The 15,779-nt window shown below is 67.1% G+C and carries 10 protein-coding genes and 1 pseudogene; 2 read left to right on the top strand and 9 right to left on the bottom strand.

The annotated features are described in order from the left end of the window. Nucleotides 1–128: 128 nt before the first annotated feature. Nucleotides 129–677: a hypothetical protein gene (locus tag PZB75_RS09535; RefSeq protein WP_275534864.1), complete on the bottom strand. Its 549-nt coding sequence runs from the start codon at nt 675–677 to the stop codon at nt 129–131. A gap of 270 nt (nt 678–947) precedes the next feature. Between PZB75_RS09535 and PZB75_RS09530 the strand changes: the two genes are divergently transcribed. Beyond that, a complete protein-coding gene (locus tag PZB75_RS09530) occupies nt 948–1,544 on the top strand; it encodes a DinB family protein (protein WP_275534863.1) in 597 nt (198 codons plus the stop codon). A gap of 20 nt (nt 1,545–1,564) precedes the next feature. On the opposite strand, the gene PZB75_RS09525 is transcribed toward PZB75_RS09530, so the two are convergent. The 4 genes and pseudogenes from PZB75_RS09525 to PZB75_RS09510 all read right to left on the bottom strand — a co-directional run bounded on the left by PZB75_RS09525 (nt 1,565) and on the right by PZB75_RS09510 (nt 3,176). Continuing rightward, nucleotides 1,565–1,780, bottom strand: coding sequence for a DUF397 domain-containing protein (locus PZB75_RS09525; protein WP_275534862.1), 216 nt, complete (start codon nt 1,778–1,780; stop codon nt 1,565–1,567). Further along, nucleotides 1,780–1,887: pseudogene (locus tag PZB75_RS09520) on the bottom strand (XRE family transcriptional regulator); the annotation flags it as partial. The gene PZB75_RS09525 and the pseudogene PZB75_RS09520, both read right to left, overlap by 1 nt. A gap of 240 nt (nt 1,888–2,127) precedes the next feature. Beyond that, nucleotides 2,128–2,331 carry a DUF397 domain-containing protein gene (locus PZB75_RS09515; RefSeq protein WP_275534861.1) on the bottom strand — a complete coding sequence of 68 codons (204 nt, stop codon included), beginning with the start codon at nt 2,329–2,331 and terminating at the stop codon, nt 2,128–2,130. Next, entirely contained in the window at nt 2,328–3,176 is an 849-nt protein-coding gene (locus PZB75_RS09510; protein WP_275534860.1) for a helix-turn-helix transcriptional regulator, read from the bottom strand. The genes PZB75_RS09515 and PZB75_RS09510 overlap by 4 nt, the downstream gene beginning before the upstream one ends. A 225-nt stretch (nt 3,177–3,401) precedes the next feature. On the opposite strand from PZB75_RS09510, the gene PZB75_RS09505 reads away from it, so the two are divergent. Then, complete coding sequence (locus PZB75_RS09505) at nt 3,402–4,040, top strand: ATP-binding protein (protein WP_275534859.1); 639 nt, start codon at nt 3,402–3,404, stop codon at nt 4,038–4,040. A gap of 8 nt (nt 4,041–4,048) precedes the next feature. Here the strand turns inward: PZB75_RS09505 and PZB75_RS09500 are convergent, their stop codons facing one another. The 4 genes from PZB75_RS09500 to PZB75_RS09485 are packed head-to-tail and all read right to left on the bottom strand — an operon-like array spanning nt 4,049 to nt 15,778. Next, nucleotides 4,049–5,881 (bottom strand): DUF1998 domain-containing protein, encoded by a 1,833-nt coding sequence (locus PZB75_RS09500; RefSeq protein ID WP_275534858.1) that lies wholly within the window; start codon nt 5,879–5,881, stop codon nt 4,049–4,051. After that, nucleotides 5,878–9,108 carry a helicase-related protein gene (locus PZB75_RS09495; RefSeq protein ID WP_275534857.1) on the bottom strand — a complete coding sequence of 1,077 codons (3,231 nt, stop codon included), beginning with the start codon at nt 9,106–9,108 and terminating at the stop codon, nt 5,878–5,880. Before PZB75_RS09495 ends, PZB75_RS09500 begins: the two co-directional genes overlap by 4 nt. Then, complete coding sequence (locus PZB75_RS09490; RefSeq protein WP_275534856.1) at nt 9,108–11,018, bottom strand: UvrD-helicase domain-containing protein; 1,911 nt, start codon at nt 11,016–11,018, stop codon at nt 9,108–9,110. Before PZB75_RS09490 ends, PZB75_RS09495 begins: the two co-directional genes overlap by 1 nt. Next, the gene (locus PZB75_RS09485) at nt 11,015–15,778 is read right to left on the bottom strand and encodes a DEAD/DEAH box helicase (protein ID WP_275534855.1); all 4,764 of its coding nucleotides are present in this window, start codon (nt 15,776–15,778) and stop codon (nt 11,015–11,017) included. Before PZB75_RS09485 ends, PZB75_RS09490 begins: the two co-directional genes overlap by 4 nt. Between the last annotated feature and the right edge of the window lies 1 nt (nt 15,779).

Below are 15,779 nucleotides of genomic sequence, written 5' to 3'. Positions count from 1 at the left end.
GCCGGGGTCGCGATGCCCCACCCGGCGGCCCGTCCGACCTCGGCATCTCCCTCGGACGGGCCTTCCCCTCCGCGGCCCGACCCTCAACGTTTGACGGGCGCGCGTCGGCAAGTCCGGACGGCGCACGCTCACGCACCCGTTCGCCAGTCCGGCGGCCAACTCGCGCGCTCGGGAATGACCCCGCCCGGCACGTGCAGACTCGTCCGGGCCCTCTCGTAGAAGGTCTGCCGCGCAGTTCGGTAGGCGCGGTACGCCTGTTCCCAGGCGGACGCGTCTCCCGGCAGGTGCCCCAGCGCGAGCCACTCCAGGTGCCACACGGCGTCGTTCAGTTCGCGGACAGCGTCGGCGGTGGCCGGATCGGCCAGCAGGCGCAGCGGTTCGGTCGTGGCGGCGCGCCGCAGTTCCGCCAGCGCCGCTCGCTCCGGGGGTGGGGGTGCGCCCGTAGGCTCCGCGGGCATGGTCTCGGCGGTCAACCCCCGTTGGGCGGCGAGCCGTTGGTACGCAAGGACGCACTCCTTGACGGCCTGGCCGTAGTCGCCGTACGCCTGAAGGAGCAACCCGTCCCACCGCGCCCCCTGCTCCCTTCGCCAGCGCGTGCGTTCGTTCAGCATTCCCACCACGTACGACAGGACGGCGCCGAGGGTGACGCCGACCAAGGCCCATAGCTGATTGCCCACAGATCCCCCTGGTGTTGCTTCCGTGCCCTTCGTCCTCTGCGATCTTCGCCCACCACCAGGCTGCGATGAAGCGGTGTCGCTCAACCGTCGACGGCGAGTCCGGCGGGCGACCAGGAACCAGGAAACCGCGCACGCCGGAGCAAGAGGCGCCCCGACCCAGGTGGTTGGGACAGTGGGACCGGCACACCGCGAGCGGCGGTACGCGACACTGTGGCCAAGGCGGTGAACAAAAGCGGTGGACAGAGATCACGTGAGCCGCAGACTGGCCACATGACCGCAACGGAACCCAAGGCCGACCTCCACTTCTATCTCCAGTCCGCTCGTGACGCCCTGCTGTGGAAACTCGAAGGACTCCCGGAGTACGACGTCCGCCGCCCGCTGACACCGACCGGCACCAACCTCCTCGGCCTGGTGAAGCACGTGGCCGGCGTGGAGGTGGGATACCTCGGTGACACCTTCGGACGGCCGTCGGGCGAATCCCTGCCCTGGCTCGAAGAAGGTGCCGACCCCAACGACGACTTGTGGGCCACCGCCGACGAAACGCGGGAGCAGATCGTCGAGTTCTACCGCCGGGCATGGGCGCACGCGGACGCGACGCTCGACGCGCTGCCGCTGGACACGGTCGGCAGAGTGCCGTGGTGGCCGGGCGAGAAAAACGAGGTGACGCTGCATCACGCGGTCGTGCGCGTGATCAGCGACACACAGCGGCACGCCGGGCACGCCGACATCCTCCGGGAACTCATGGACGGCGCCGTGGGCATGAACAAGAGCAACGACAACATCCCGCCGGGCGACGCGGGGTGGTGGGAGAACCACCGGAATCGCCTGGAACGCGTGGCGCGGGAAGCGGCCGACCAGGACACGTGACGTCGGCCCCTCTCCGAACGTCAGACGGCCTCCGCCGGGCCTTCCCCGACCGCCGACACGAACCGCGCCCAGGCGGAGCGGCCGAACGCCAGCCTGGGCCCGTCACTGTCCTTGCTGTCCCGCACAGCCGCGAGGTGCGGAAGGTACGCGACCTCCACGCACTCGGTGGTGTTGCCGCCGCTGTGGGACGACTTGAACCACATGGGGGCCTGGCCGGACTCGGCAACCGGAATCATCACATCTCCTCGCGAACACGTTCGATCATGGCCGAGGAAGCGGCCATGTCCAACGCTTGTGCGCGTAGGTAGTCGAACGCAAGCCGGTACCGGCCGAGTTCTTCCTCCTACGGCGGTGTTGCAGCCCCGAGTCTGCGAAAGACCGGGTATCGCGGACCTGCTGCACCGAATCGCCGCCCGGAGCGGCGATTCGGACGGCCTGTTGGATCAGGCACAGACACACTTCGCGATGGCGTGACCCTCAGGGACGCCATGCCGCAGCGGTCAACCGGCGTCCGGCACCACGGCGGCGAGGAGGAACGCGACATCCTCGTGTCGACCGGCGTCGTGAAGGGCTTCCGTGATGTTCAGGACGACCGGTTGCCCTGCCGCAAGCCGGTCACGAAGCCCGCCCAGGCGCTGGGACGTACCGTGATGTGGGGGCCCTGGGGCCATTTGGAGTCACGTATGCCGACAGTGGCGTCGAGGTCGGCGACTTCCACGCATTCGCCGCCGGTGCCATTGCTGTGGCTGCTCTTTCGCCACCGGGGCGCGTTGAGGGACGGGGTCATCGAGAGTGTTCCTCCATGGTGTCTCGGATCATCATGACCGATCGAGCGGGGCTGAGAGCGAGCGCCCTGAGGTGGTCGAACGCCTTCGTGTACAGGCTCACATCGGCGGCGTCCTCCAGATAGACGGAGTCGGTCAACCCCTCTCGATAGACGACATCCGGATCTTCCTGTTCCGGAAAGCCGAGGATGGTGAAGGGACCTGTGGCCGGATACGCCCCGGCGTCGTACGGCAGGACCTGCACGGTCACATTCCTCGACTTGGCCATCTGAAGGATACGTTCGAGCTGGTCGCACATGACAGAGCGGTCACCGACGACATGGCGGAGGGCACTCTCGTGGACGACCGCCCAGAGATCGGGCGGAGTGTCGGCGGTGAGCAGTTCCTGCCTGCGCATCCGGACGTCCACCAACCGTTGGATCTCCTCCGGCGGCTGGTCGGCGGAGACGCGACTCAACTCAGCTGCGTACGAGGGCGTCTGAAGTAGCCCGGGTACGAACTCCCCTTGATACGTCCGGAGGTCGGTGGCTGCTTGCTCCAGGCCCACGTAGACCGAGAACCATGAGGGGACGGCATCTCCGTGGGCGTGCCACCACCCTTTGGTCTTCGAGTCCTTGGCGAGTGATCTCAGCAGGTCCCGTAGCTCGTCGGACGTGCGGTAGAAGCGGCAGAGCGCATCCACGTCCGAGGGCTGCACGCGCCCCTGGCCGGTCTCCAACCGGTTGACCTTGGAACCGCTCCAGTCCAGCTCCTGCCCTACCTGGTTGCAGGTGAGGCCGGCTTCGTCGCGGAGCTTCTTGAGTTCGATCGCCAGTCGTCGGCGGCGCGCGGTCGGTGAACCTGCCATATCAACTCCTTCTACGTAACGGAGATCCCATCCCATCGGAAGTGGCGGCGCGCGGCCAATCACTCCAAGGAGCGAATCTCGCCGTGCATATTGCACGAAGGGATCGGATGTTGGCATTGTGTCACTCACGAAGACCGAGAGTCACCGCCGTCCCACTCCTGGTGAGCGGCGGGGCTCCGATGCGGTGAAAGGCGTGTGCTCGTGGTGAACGGAACCGACGGCTGCATGACGCGGAAGGCTTGGGAACTGCCCTTTCCGGCGAAGGCTGAGGAGGTCGCGGCGCTGAGACGCATCGTGCGGCAGCACCTGAAGCGTTGGGGGCTGCCGGACGTGGCCGACGCCGCCGAACTCTGCGTGAGCGAACTGGTCACGAACGTCATCCGGCACGTCGGCGCGGGTACGCCGAGCGTGCTCCGAGCCGAAATGAACGGCACGCACGTCCGGATCGGACTTCGTGACCCCGACACCCGTGCGCTGCCGACGATGGTCACCGCCGGATCGGACGACGAGGCGGGGCGCGGCTTGACCTTGATCGATGGCATGGCCGACCGGTGGGGCGTCATTCTCGGCACGGATTCCAAGCTCGTCTGGTGCGACCTGCCCACGCAACTCTCCACACCCGGTGGCCATGTCACCGACCCGCGAGTCACCAAGAGCGACGCCTGTCTGACGCTGTACGCGGGTGGTGTGGCACGAGGAGACGGCGTCGCTCCCGGACGAACCCATGTCGCGCATCAGGAGGAGGCGGCGATCGACCTGATCGCCGACCTCCTTCACTGGCTCCGCGCGCACGGCTTCGACCCGGACGAGGCGCTGGATCGTGCGCAGACGCACTTCGAGGCGGAGTTGATCGAAACCGGATGATCTCTCGGTCAGAGGAGCAGCGATTCGCTGAAGAAGCCGATGGACGGGTCCTCCGGGGTGCCGATGAGGAGCGCCCGGTCCAGAAGCCCGTTGTTCTGCTCGCAACTTGTCTCGGGTAGCAGAACACACGCGTGGCACGCGGCGAGGTTGACACTCCCCGCGCCGCTCGCCTCGGACTCGACGCAGAGCGGGTCCGCCGAACACCACTGGGCCCGGTCCAGGGCGGAGTGCAGTGTTCCCACCAGACGGTCCGGTTCTCCCTGAGCCACCAAGCCTCCGAGGCTGCCCGCGGAGTCGCTGGTCGCTGTGTACACCAGCAGACCCGCCATGACTTCGTTCGCGTACAGACGCTCCCTCAGCGAAGCCGTCGGGTATCCGCCGTCGAGACTCCACTCGTTGATGAGCACGTGGGCGAGGGTGTGCAGCAGCACCATCCGGGGGGTCGCCGGAGAATCGATGACAGCTGCGGAATCGTCGGCTCGCTCGCGCAGTTGGCGCCGATGGCTGTTTCCGATCCGTTCCGCGCGCGCGGCGACGGCCGCACTTCGCTCCCAGGCGTCGAGCCGCGTCTCGTCGAGTCGCAGGAAGACACCCTCGCCCTGGACCTCCATGGCGGGCAGCCAGTCGAGGGCCTCCAGGGACAGTGCCGCTTCGTGCACATCGGTGCGGGCGTCAGGAGTGTCGACACGCGAGAACGCCTTGAGAGCCCGGACCTCACGCAGGCGCTTGACCAACATCGGGCCGGTCACGCCGTACGCGGCAAGAGCGGACGCCGAGGAGCGAGGGGGTTCGCAGACGAAGTTCTCCACGCGGTCGGTGGCGCTCTCCGGGTTGCCTTCGGTCAGCCGCCTGTACTCCTGTTTGCGCAGTGCGACGAAGACGCCGTCGTGTCCTCGCTCCTCGTCCACCTCCAGGTCTTCGTGCTTCTCCGCTTCCAGAAGCGCGATGACCTCGTCGGCGGAGAACTCGTATTTCTCCCCCTTGGCGATGGCCCTGAGGTAGCCCTCGATGCCCGCGCGATCCATGTCGCGGAGACTCTCCCAGTGGTCGGCGAGGCGTGCTGCGAGGCCACCGCTCCATGGCGGAATCGACAACGCGCTCTTCACTATGGGCTGCCACGCCACGGACGAACCGCGTTGGAGGGTACGGGCCGTTTCGGTGCACGGTTCGGGCTGGGCGTCCTTCAGCCAGGGGCGCTTGCCCGAGCAGGAGACGTGGAGCTTGGCCAGTGCGTTCCTGCGGAACGCCCCCTCCATCGAGACTTCCGGAATCCCACAGGTGCACGAGATCAGAATCGAGCGGAGCGACGCGGTCTTGCCACTGGTGCGCAGCCGCATCTCTCCTTCGCACAGACCCGTCTCACCCTTCTGACGGTTGTCCCGATGCGCCCACCGCCAGTACGGAAAATCGTCGATGTGTCCCTTCGGGCACGCCATGACGAAGCGGGAAGGGACGAGTTCCTCCGCACAGTCACCGCATTCGTTCCTGCCGACCGGCGGGTTGAAGCCGCGCACGTGCTGCAGGACGTCGCAGCTCGGACACGAGTGCCAGAGGGGGAAACGCCTGACCCTCACGCCGTCCTTGCTCGTGTCGCCGGACGCGGGGGGAAGCTTGAAGTGCCTTACTCCCAGCACGCGGGCCAATCGGTGTTCAAGGAGGGTCGGGGCCTCGCCGATGTTCCACGAGTCGGTACCCGACACCATGAACGACTCGTTGTCGACGGCGATCATCGAGCCGACACCGTACGTCGTGATCATCTGTGAACGGCGTACCGAGCCACGGCGCGGAAAGCTGCGCTCCGGGATGCCACCGCGCCGGCGCCGAGCGGGGGGAGGGGTCATCGGGATGCCTCCATGAAGAGAGCGGATTCGGCGTCCACGTCACGCAGACTCCACAGGGTGGGCCAGGCTCGGTCGTTCGCCTCGTCGTCGAAGGCGCACAGCAACGACGCTGCCCTCTTTCCGCGTGCGGGTTCGTACGTCAGTCCGCCGTGGACCTGTGCCTCCTCCGCCCACCAGTCGATGAACTCGTGGAAGGACCGGATGGTCGCGGCGTGTTCCGCCGGGTCGACCGCCTCGGCGCGGTCGGCGAGCGCCTTCCCGACCAGAGTTTCGAGTTCGTCGCGATATTCGTCGATTCGACCCGCGCCGTCGTCGGGGCGTGCGGCGGGGATGAGGATGCGGGCCAGTGCGACCACGACGGCATGCAGACCGCGTTCCCGCGAGCGGGCGGAGAACGGCGTCACACTGGTCGACTCCACCTCCCGGTAGAGAGCGGAGTGGAAGTGCTGGAAGCCCTCGTAGTGCGAACGGTCCCGGGTGCGCGCCGAGTTGAGCATGACGGCCACCAACCCCGGGTGGCGTCGTCCGACGCGGCTGGTCGCCTGGATGTACTCAGCGGTGGTCTGAGGTTGTCCCATCACCGCCATCAGCCCCAGTCGGTCCACGTCGACCCCGACGGAGATCATGTTGGTGGCCAACAGGACGTCCACGGTCTCGTCGTGCGGAAGCCGTCGCTCGATCTGCTTGAGACGTGTCGGCACCTCGCTGGAATTGGCCCGGCTGGTCAGCTCGGTCAGCTCCCGCACCTTACGCGGATCGACACCGTCCCGAGCGGCGAGGTACTCCAGGTAGGCGTCGACATCGTCGTGCACCTGGAGTTCGGCGGCGGCCAGCAGTCGGAGGCTGTTGAAGTAGCCGACGAGCGTCCAATAGGCGTCACGCACCTCCTCGGTGGTGTCGGTGCGCATCGCTCGGTGGAGCAGGGCCGCGTAGGTACGGATCAACAGCGTCGACTGGCTCGTGCTGGGAGTGAGCAGCCCCACGTACAGGCGGCTCGCCTTTCGTTCCCGAGGTGTCTCCACGGCGAACCATGAGTCACGTGCGTCCAACCCCGCCGGCGGGAACTGGGAGACATCTCGGTTGAACAGGGCTTTGCCCTGCTGAGAGGCGCGACGGATCGTCGCCGTCGAGGCGATCACCTTCGGTTTGTCGGCGAGCAGGTCCACCGCGGTCTCGTAGAGGCCGGTGAGGGTGCCGAGCGGCCCCGAGATGAGGTGCAGCTCGTCCTGAACGATCAGTTCGGGGGGCGGGGTGCCGTCCGCGCGGTCCCGGTTGAAGAGGGCCGCCGTCCGTCCGCGCCACGGCATGGCGGCGAATTTGTCGACCGTGGCGATCACGAGCGTCGGTCGGGCGTCGTAGACCGCCTCGTCGACCAGGTGGACCGGCAGCCCGTCGTGGAACTCGCACTCGATGTCGGGACAGCAGACGTGCATCCGCCTGGCCTGCTGGTCGACCTCGTACTGATAGGCGTCCAAGCGGGTGCCGCACCAGGGACAGGCGTGGAGCTGGACCGGGTTCTTCTCCTGGAGCTGCTTGCCCTTGCGCAGTTCCGCCAGACTGTCCTCGGCCACCATGAGTGTGTTGGGGGTGGCGGACTGGCCGACCCACATGCCGATGGAGATCGGCTCCTGGCCCAGGAGAGTGTTCCCTTCCTGGACCCGGATGCGTTCCATCGCGCAGATCAGAGCAGCCGCACGTTCGAACTGTTGAAGTGTGAGCAGTCGCAGCGTGTAGCGCATCAGGACCGTGACACCGGCGCCGCGTTCCTTCAGTCGCATACGGCGGAGGAAGGTGGTGAAGGCGATCAGTCCGAGGTACGCCTCCGTCTTACCGCCACCGGTGGGGAACCAGAGCAGGTCGGCGATTCCACGGTCCTCGTGCTCAGGAGTCACGATGCCGTCGAGACACAGCAGCATGAAGGCCACCTGGAACGGGCGCCATCGGCCCGTCGTGATGTCGGGCTCCCCGGAACGGCCCGCTCTCATCCACTCCCCCCGGGCACGTTGCTGGGCCATTGCCTTGTTGGCCAGCCGGAAGGCCGTCATCGCGTCCGGTTCCGCACCCAGCATGCGAACACCGCTGCGCATACGGGCCAGAGCGACGCGACACTGCTGGATCTGCTCCCGCGCCGGGGATTCGTAGGTGGTACCCACGAACGCTTTCGCCTCGATCTCCTTGCGGTCGATCCACGCGGCGTATCCGTCCATCAACCCGCCGAGTGCCCCGAGCACCTCGGTGTCGGGCAGCGTGGCCAGACCGTGCATCGTGAGCGCGGAATCGTCGATCTCCGGGTTGGAGTCGGTCAGCAGTACGTCATGGGTCGGCAGGAATTCGGTACGGACCTCGCTGATCGCTGCCCGCTCGACGTTCGGGGCGCCCACGGGCGGCGGCGTCCAGTCCCAGGCGGCCGCGCAACCGTGACCCATCGCGAACGTCGGCGCGTGCCGGTGGAACATTCTGCTCGCGGCCTGCTCAGGATCGATGGTGCCCCGGGTGGCCGGACGTTCGACGAACGCGGGCCTGTTCGATAGGGCGGTCACGACAAGGCGGGGTTGGAAGAGACTGAAGGCGTCCTGGAGCGCGCGCTCCTCGACACGTCTGTCGTTGATCAGAGTCACCGTGACGGTGACGGTGCCCGCCGGGCCCGAGGGTCGGCGGACCAAGGCCCGGACGACCACGCCCTCCGCGAGTGGCTCGGGACGGTGCGTGCCGGGCTCGGTCACGTCGATCGTGACGGGCCGGAGCACCAGTTCACGGCGGCGCCAGTGCTCCGACTGCTCGGAGGTGCTGCGGGCCTCCGCCCGTCTCGCGGCGACAGGGCGCCCCTCCGGGTCGACGGGCTCGTAGACGGCTGCCTCGGCTGTCACCACGACCGCCGACGAGACGGCGGGATCGACGGCGAAGGTGAGCCCCATCGACGACGGGCGTCGGTCGTTGGCCAGGGACACGCCCAGGTCGGGCGCGCTGTCCTCGATGTCCTTCCTGCCTCGCAGTACGGGCGTGTCGTCAGGGCCGTCGTTCTCCGCCGCCTCCGCCGAGAGCTCGGCCTCGGCCGCACCGTCCGCCGGGCGAGGGAACAACACTCCTATCGGATACGTCGTGATCGGCGGGTCCTGCGTCAGGGTCTCGTCGGGAGACCCAGGACCGAGCAGATCCGTGCGGAGCTGTTCGACCAACTCCGCACGTACCGCGTAATGCGCCGCGTGCGCGCTCGCACCGTTCTCCATCAGTCACGGCCCTCCTGGGCGTCTTTCCTGACTCGCCGGTACCGACCGAGTCCTGACATACGTGGCACCATCCACATCCCGTGATCGCCCAGCCCCGCTCGTGCGCCGGAAGCCGTGCTACCGGCGACGCTCTCCAGACAGTCCACCTGGAAGCCGTGGATCTCCACCGGCCAGCTGATCTCCCAGGTCCTGTTGACCTTCAGGGACGAGTAGAGGTCTCTGCGGAAGTGCTCCGACACGACGCCGACAGGACGGTCCCGGTGGAGGACGGTGTACGGGGGGCTCTGGTCCGACGCGACGGGCATCTCGTGCTGAGGACGCAGAACCAACGCGTCGCCCGGAAGTACCTCGGACCCCAGGTAGTCCTGAACCGCTCGGGGGTCCTCCGCCCAGCCGTCCGTGCCCGGCGGGTGGTCGCGACAGACATCCCGGTCGGAAGCCGCGATGCCGTCACGGATGTAGGGCCTCCAACCTCCGAGGTACCAACGGCCGGTGGCTCTGTCCCGGCGGACGAGAGCCGTGTCGGGCGCCGCGATACGGAGGAGGTCGTCCCGGGGCCGGGTCATCGCGACGTAGAGGGCCCGTGCCTCCGACGCCGGGTCGACGTGGTTGTGCTGCTTGCGCAGCTCCACCATCGGCGCGGGCTCGACGACGATGACCCGGTCGAATTCGAGTCCCTTGGCCCGGTGAACCGTCGACACCACCAGCCCTGCGGACTCAACAGCGGCCAAGTCGTCCGGAAAGCGGCTCTCGACGACGAGCCGACGCACGGCCGAGACGTCCAGGAGTCCCCGGGGCGCGCGTGCCGCACTCCGCAACGAACGCCAGATCCTCCCGGGATCACCGACAGGCGACACCGGACTCTCGGAGAGCAGTGACTGGAATCGCTCCTCGGTCAACGTTGCGGAGCCGGTGCTCCGTAGAACGGAGGCCACCCAGGCGGGCACTGGGCGGTCCTGAAGCGCTCGCTGCGTCCGGTGGGGCACGCCAAGAGCGGACAGCCGGTCCGAGAGCACCAGCGCTTGACGGTTGTCCCGGCAAAGAATGGCGCATGTGCCGGGAAAGTCCTGGAGGGAACCGAGCGTGAACGGGGAATCCAACGTACCGAGGTCGGGGCATGAGTGGAGGAGGTCGGTCAGCTTGCGGTAGTGGTCCTCACCGGCGGCGTCCGAATCCGCGCTCTCGGACGGGAGGCGTTGGAGCGAACCACCGAGTGACAACGCGGTGCGAGCCTCCTCCGTGCGCGCCCGGAAGTTGCCCGACAGGTGCAGTTCGACCAGGTCGTCCACGTACGACGCCCGCAGCCAGTCGAAGAAGTAGTTGGTCTCCGCGGCGCGGGCGTCGTCGTCCGACACCTGGAAGCCGAAGATCGCCTGTGCGCCGTCCCCCACCACGGTGAAGCCACAGCTGTCCTGGAAGTGGTCGAGCAGGGTTTCCACCATGTCCCTGCGATCGCCGACGAGATCCTGTACCTCGTCGATCACGACGTGGGCCGGTGCACCGGCCTCACCGGCTTCCACGGCTCCGCGCAGGATCGCGTCGGTGGCCGCCCTGATCCGTTCGTCGAAGCGGAGGCCGTCCCACTCGTGATCCGGCTGCTCGCTCCGCAGCAGGGCGTAGGCCCATGAGTCGAAGGTCTGGACCCTGACCCGGATCGCGTCGCGGGCGTGCGACGCGATCCGCTCGCGCAACTCACGTACGGCCGCCCGGGAGAAGCTGAGCACCAGGATCTCGTGTGCTTCGAGCGCCTCGTTCTCATAGCTCATCAGGGCGTCGAGACGTCGGACGAGAGTATGTGTCTTACCCGCGCCCGCACCGGCGGTGACCAACAGCCGGGTGTCCCAGGGCTGGTCGACCACAGCCTGCTGCTCGTCGGTGAGCGGCGGACTGTCGAGGTACACGTCGCTCACTTGGCCCTCCACAGGTGCTCGAACTGGGTGAAGGCCAGCGCCTTGCCGTAGTTCGTGATGTTGTCGCGCACATTGAGGATGAGACAGGTCTCCTCACCCCCGTTGCCCGGCCCGCGCAGGCCACGCCCGATCATCTGCTGGTACACGTTCGGGCTGTAGGTCGGCCGTGCCACGACGACGGCTCGGGTGGCCGGCGCGTCGAAGCCCTGTGTGAGTACGCCGTAGTTGGTGAGGACGCGGGTGCGCTTACGACGGAAGGCGTCGATGCTCTGCCTGCGCTCTCCGGTCGGCGTCGCCGAGTCCACCGACGCGGCGGAGATGCCCCGGTCCTTCAACTTGGCGGCGAGGAACTTCGCGTGCCCCACGGATGTGGCGAAGACCAGGACCGGCCAGTCGGCCGGCATCTTGCCGATCTCCTCGATGATGCGGCTGTTGCGGTCGTGGTCGTCGGCGAGGCGTTGCTCGGCGGCCTTCGACAGCAGGCTCATCTGATCGGCCCGCAACTTCTCGTCGTTGGTCAATTCGATCGTGCCACCGAGGAGTTCGCGATGGGTGACCTTTGCCAGCATCCCGAGCTCCTGAAGCTCGCCATAGGCGTTGCCCGAGGGGAAGACGCCGTCGTCAAGTCGCCAGGTGCCGAAACGCTGGACGAGCCGCCTGGTCTCCTCGTCATTGGTGTTACGGAACGGTGTGGCGGTCAGGCCGAGCAGATGCCGACGGGTTTCCCGAGCGGTCAGGCCGAGCTGCGCCAGGATCTCGGTGTACTGCGGTGCGATGGCCACATGGGCCTCGTCGACGATGACCAGGGACGCCTGACGCAGCCAACCGTACGCGTCGGTACTCAGACAGTTGCGGAGTTTGGCGTCCGTCGCGACCACCAGATGTGGACGGTCCGCGACCGGGCCGGCCTCGTTCGAACTCCACAGCCTGCTGATCACCAGGGGACTCTCGGCGCCCACCTTCGACCAGACGAAGCTCCAGCTCTGGACGGCCTGCTCGCAGAGTTCCTCGGTCTGACCGATCCAGAGCACGGGACCGTCCAACTGCCCCATCTGCTTGATCCACCGAATGACCGCTTCCGAGGCGACGCGTGTCTTTCCTGCTCCGGTCGGCAGCGACAGCATGGCGCGCTGTGGCGCGACCCGATCCAGCATCGCGAAGACGTTGGTGGCGAGTCGCTCCTGGTAGTCATGCAGGCGAGGAAACTCGGTGGGTCCGGAAACTTCGAGGCGTGGCGCCAAGGGAGGGGTTCTCGTCCCCGCGAAGGAGTCGGGAAAACCGAACTCGGAGACGAACTTCAGCGCGGTCGACGAGCCGGTGAAGGACGAAGGGGCATGGTTCGGATAAGCGGCGAGGACGTCTTTGACGTGCATCTGAAGGACGCTGTCACCATGAGCGTTGTAAGCCATGCGCGCGATACGTCGCGCGGACGGCTCCGCCCCGTCGAGCTCGGTGCGTTCGCTCTCCAACAGGCCCGGGGGCAGCCCGGCCCGCAACGCTTCGGAGCCGATCAGCAGCTCCAGCTTCTCCTCGACACTTGTCGCCTCCCGGACCTCGCGCAGGGATTCCTGCAGCTGTTGGTCCGCCTCCTGCCGCTCCTGAGCTTCGAGTACGGCTCGGCACCCGGCCTCTCCGAGCCGCCAACGAAGTTCCCGATCCGCTGCCTTCAGCGCGTCGAGCCGGGATTTCGGTTCGAGGACGAGCACCGTGTTGCCCTGGAGCGCACTGGCCAGAGGTGTCGCCCGCGTGCCCTGCGGCGTACGTGTCACCTCCTCCAGCTCGGAGCAGCGCAGCAGGCTGTAGTCGGTGACGGCGTTCCCGAGCCGTTGCCGCAGTGTGGGGAACTCCTCCCGGAGCGGGATCGGCTCCCCCTCTCCGACATGACGGGTCTCCCTGCTGATGACATCGGAGTAGCGGAGCATGCCCCACGTGTCGATCAGCAGCTCGGCATCCGCCGGCCGACCCGCGAGCAGTGCCGGTAGCTGCTCCGCCCGCAGCGCTCGGTACTCCTCGTCCGTGGCGGCGACGGCGATCTCGCCGTCCTCGCGTGTGGTCCACTCCGAGCCGACGCGGCAACGGGTCAGGGAGTCCTCCGGAAACGCCACACCGAGACGGGTGAGCATGACGTACGTGCGACCGACGAAGGCATCGTCCTCGCTGCGCCCGAGCTCCGCGAGGAGCTGTTCCCACTGGCCTGACGGAACCTCGTCCACGACTATCGGCAGATGCAGTTTGCGTGCCTTCTCGGCGCTGATGTCCGCGACCGGGAGCACGTCGTCGTACGCCCGGAGCTGGGGGCCCACCGCGTCGGCGAGCCGGACGACACCCTGAGAGGTCGGCACCCTGCCGTGATGACGCAGCATCCAGCGCAGGGGGGACTCGACCGGTGCCCGGGTCGCCGCCTGCACTCCGATCTGCCGGGTCCACGAGTCGATGACGCTCTCGTCCGGCAGGGCCTTCACGAAAGCGGCCCGTCCCTCCTCGGAGAGGTGCGTGAGGAGATGGAGCGGCCCACCCGTGGCAGCCCCCTCCACCTTGAGTCGTGCGATGGAGGGCCTGCTCGCGCTGCTGCTCAGGGCTCTGCAATAGCTCTTGTGGACGGCTTCCCGGTAGTCCTCGAACCACGGCGCGTCCGCCGGCTGATGGCCGGCCGTCGGACGATCACGCAGGCCGAACTCACGGAACAGCGCCGTGTCGTCCGAGTGGAACCTCATGTCGACGGCGACGGCTTCGTCCCTCGAACCGTCCGCCGGCACAACGGGGCCCGGAAGGAGACAGTCGCTCATTCGGTGAAAGTGTCCGTCCATCGTGCGGACGAAGAGAGTGGTGAGCGGAGCGGGGATGCGGGAGCGTACCTCCATGCTGACGTGACTCCCACCCGCGCTGTGGAACAGCTCCCAGAAACGGGTCCAGTCCCTGGGCCCGTAGTTGTCGAAGCCCTGATCCAGCACACCCACGAATCGACCACGGGCGTCCGCTTCCCTGATACCGATCTCGTTCAGGGCGCTGGTGAGTGCCATGTCTTCCGACAACTGGGGGGCGACGTAGACCAGGTCGTCCTTGAGCCCGTCCTGGACCGTCCGGCGGAAGACCTTGCCGGAGACAGGCGCGACCATGCCGTGTTCCTCGGTGAGTACGATCTGTGCTGCACGAGCTTCCTCGGCGAAGGGAGAGTCCGTCTGGATCATCTCGGCGAGAATGCCGATCGCGACGGCCGACGCCTCGGCGCTTCCGTCGGAGACGAGGGCCTCCAACCACTCCCGAGCGGTGGCTCGTCGTTGCCGTGTCTCGTCGATGACGTGTTCGATCTTGCCCGAACGGATTTCGGTGGCCTCCACCGACGGGTGGAGCCAGTCGGAGGGGCGCCCTGGGTAGGCGTTCCACTTCTCCAACCACCGCAGTTTCAGCTTTCCGTTTCTTCCATGGTCAGGGTGCAGCCGCAGGTCGCGGGGGACGCGCAGGACGCCGTCCTGATCCGGCAGCGAAGGGCGTCGTGCGGTCAACTCCCAGATTTGCTCGGTCAGATACCTGTCAGCCCAGTTCAGGGTCTCCGACTCCCTCGGCCGGCCGGGAAGTAGTGGAAGATACGCACCAGGGTCTTCGGCGGGAGCGAGGTGGGGCAACGAGTCGACGACGAGTCGGGCCGCGACCTGGATGATCTCCTGGTTGAAGGGACTGGCGTCGAGCAGGTTCTGCCGGTCCTCGTTCGTCTTCCACGCGCCGTTGAGCGCGCCGCTGAGCGTCATGGGGTATTTGGTGGGGAAGAAGGACCAGAACTCCCCTCGGCCCCTCGGGACGGTCAGCACGGTATCGCCCGTGTACTCGGGCACCGCCCAGGCGACGTCGATGGTTCCGCGATCGTGCATCTCGCCGGCGCTGAGACGGGCCTTCTCGGTGGGGCGATGGGCGTGGGTGAACACCTTCCACCGAGTTTTCACGGCCGGTTTACGGGTCCGGTTCTCGTTGATGGTGTGCCGGTATCCGTCGTGCTCGACGGTGATCTGTCGGCTGATCGGGGGCATGGAACGACGGTCTTCCAGGACCACGGTGCCGACATGGTGGGAGAAGAGCTGGAACCGGGCGGGGAACTCCTTTCGGTGTTCATCCTTCTGCCCGCTGCCGTGCATGTCGTGAGCGAGCTGCTCGGCGGCCCCGTTGAGCAGGGGCAGCCTCACCACTGTGCTGGCCCAGTCGAGCAACATGTCGAGTACGGGGTCCGCGACGCGTTCCTTGGTGGCGTCCAAGGGACGGGCCATCCTGAGGACGGGGGCTTCGAATTCCTCGCCGAGCCCGGATGCCTTCTTGATTTCTTCGTGCGACCATGACCGGTCGAAACCGAACGAACCGGATGTGCTGAAGAACTGAGGGGTGTCCGTGACGGCCAGAACCGATTTGACCCCCACCCCGAATCGGCCGATCTGCCCGCCACGCTTCCTTGAAACGCTCATCCGGAGGATGGTCTCCGCACCTTCCGGAGTTACAGGTGTTCCTTCGTTCGCGCAGTAGAGGTGGTCGTTCGTGAGAACGACATGCACCTTCCCACCGGGCGCGTCGGCGATCTCGTCGGCCGCGTTCTGGACGAGTTCGAACAGCTGGCGGTCCCCGTAACCACCTTGAGTGATCCGCCGCTCGCCGTTGGCATGTTCCAGGACCAGTCCCGGGTCGACGCGGTAGGTCTCCAATACGCGCGTCGACTGCTCGATGATCTTCCGGATGACAGGAAGGTCGGCCGAACTTCCCGTCGCCTTCGGGTGGTTCACA

Origin of the sequence: Streptomyces sp. AM 4-1-1 (assembly GCF_029167625.1) — a bacterium.
Taxonomy (GTDB): domain Bacteria; phylum Actinomycetota; class Actinomycetes; order Streptomycetales; family Streptomycetaceae; genus Streptomyces.
Note: the sequence above shows the minus strand (reverse complement) of the source record. Positions and strands in the feature narration are given on the sequence as shown.

Bases quoted from the DNA above. Each gene is read 5' to 3' on its own strand.
- PZB75_RS09530 (WP_275534863.1), top strand. From the start codon at position 948: ATGACCGCAACGGAACCCAAGGCCGACCTCCACTTCTATCTCCAGTCC.
- PZB75_RS09525 (WP_275534862.1), bottom strand. From the start codon at position 1,780: ATGATTCCGGTTGCCGAGTCCGGCCAGGCCCCCATGTGGTTCAAGTCG.
- PZB75_RS09515 (WP_275534861.1), bottom strand. From the start codon at position 2,331: ATGACCCCGTCCCTCAACGCGCCCCGGTGGCGAAAGAGCAGCCACAGC.
- PZB75_RS09510 (WP_275534860.1), bottom strand. From the start codon at position 3,176: ATGGCAGGTTCACCGACCGCGCGCCGCCGACGACTGGCGATCGAACTC.
- PZB75_RS09505 (WP_275534859.1), top strand. From the start codon at position 3,402: ATGACGCGGAAGGCTTGGGAACTGCCCTTTCCGGCGAAGGCTGAGGAG.
- PZB75_RS09500 (WP_275534858.1), bottom strand. From the start codon at position 5,881: ATGACCCCTCCCCCCGCTCGGCGCCGGCGCGGTGGCATCCCGGAGCGC.
- PZB75_RS09495 (WP_275534857.1), bottom strand. From the start codon at position 9,108: ATGGAGAACGGTGCGAGCGCGCACGCGGCGCATTACGCGGTACGTGCG.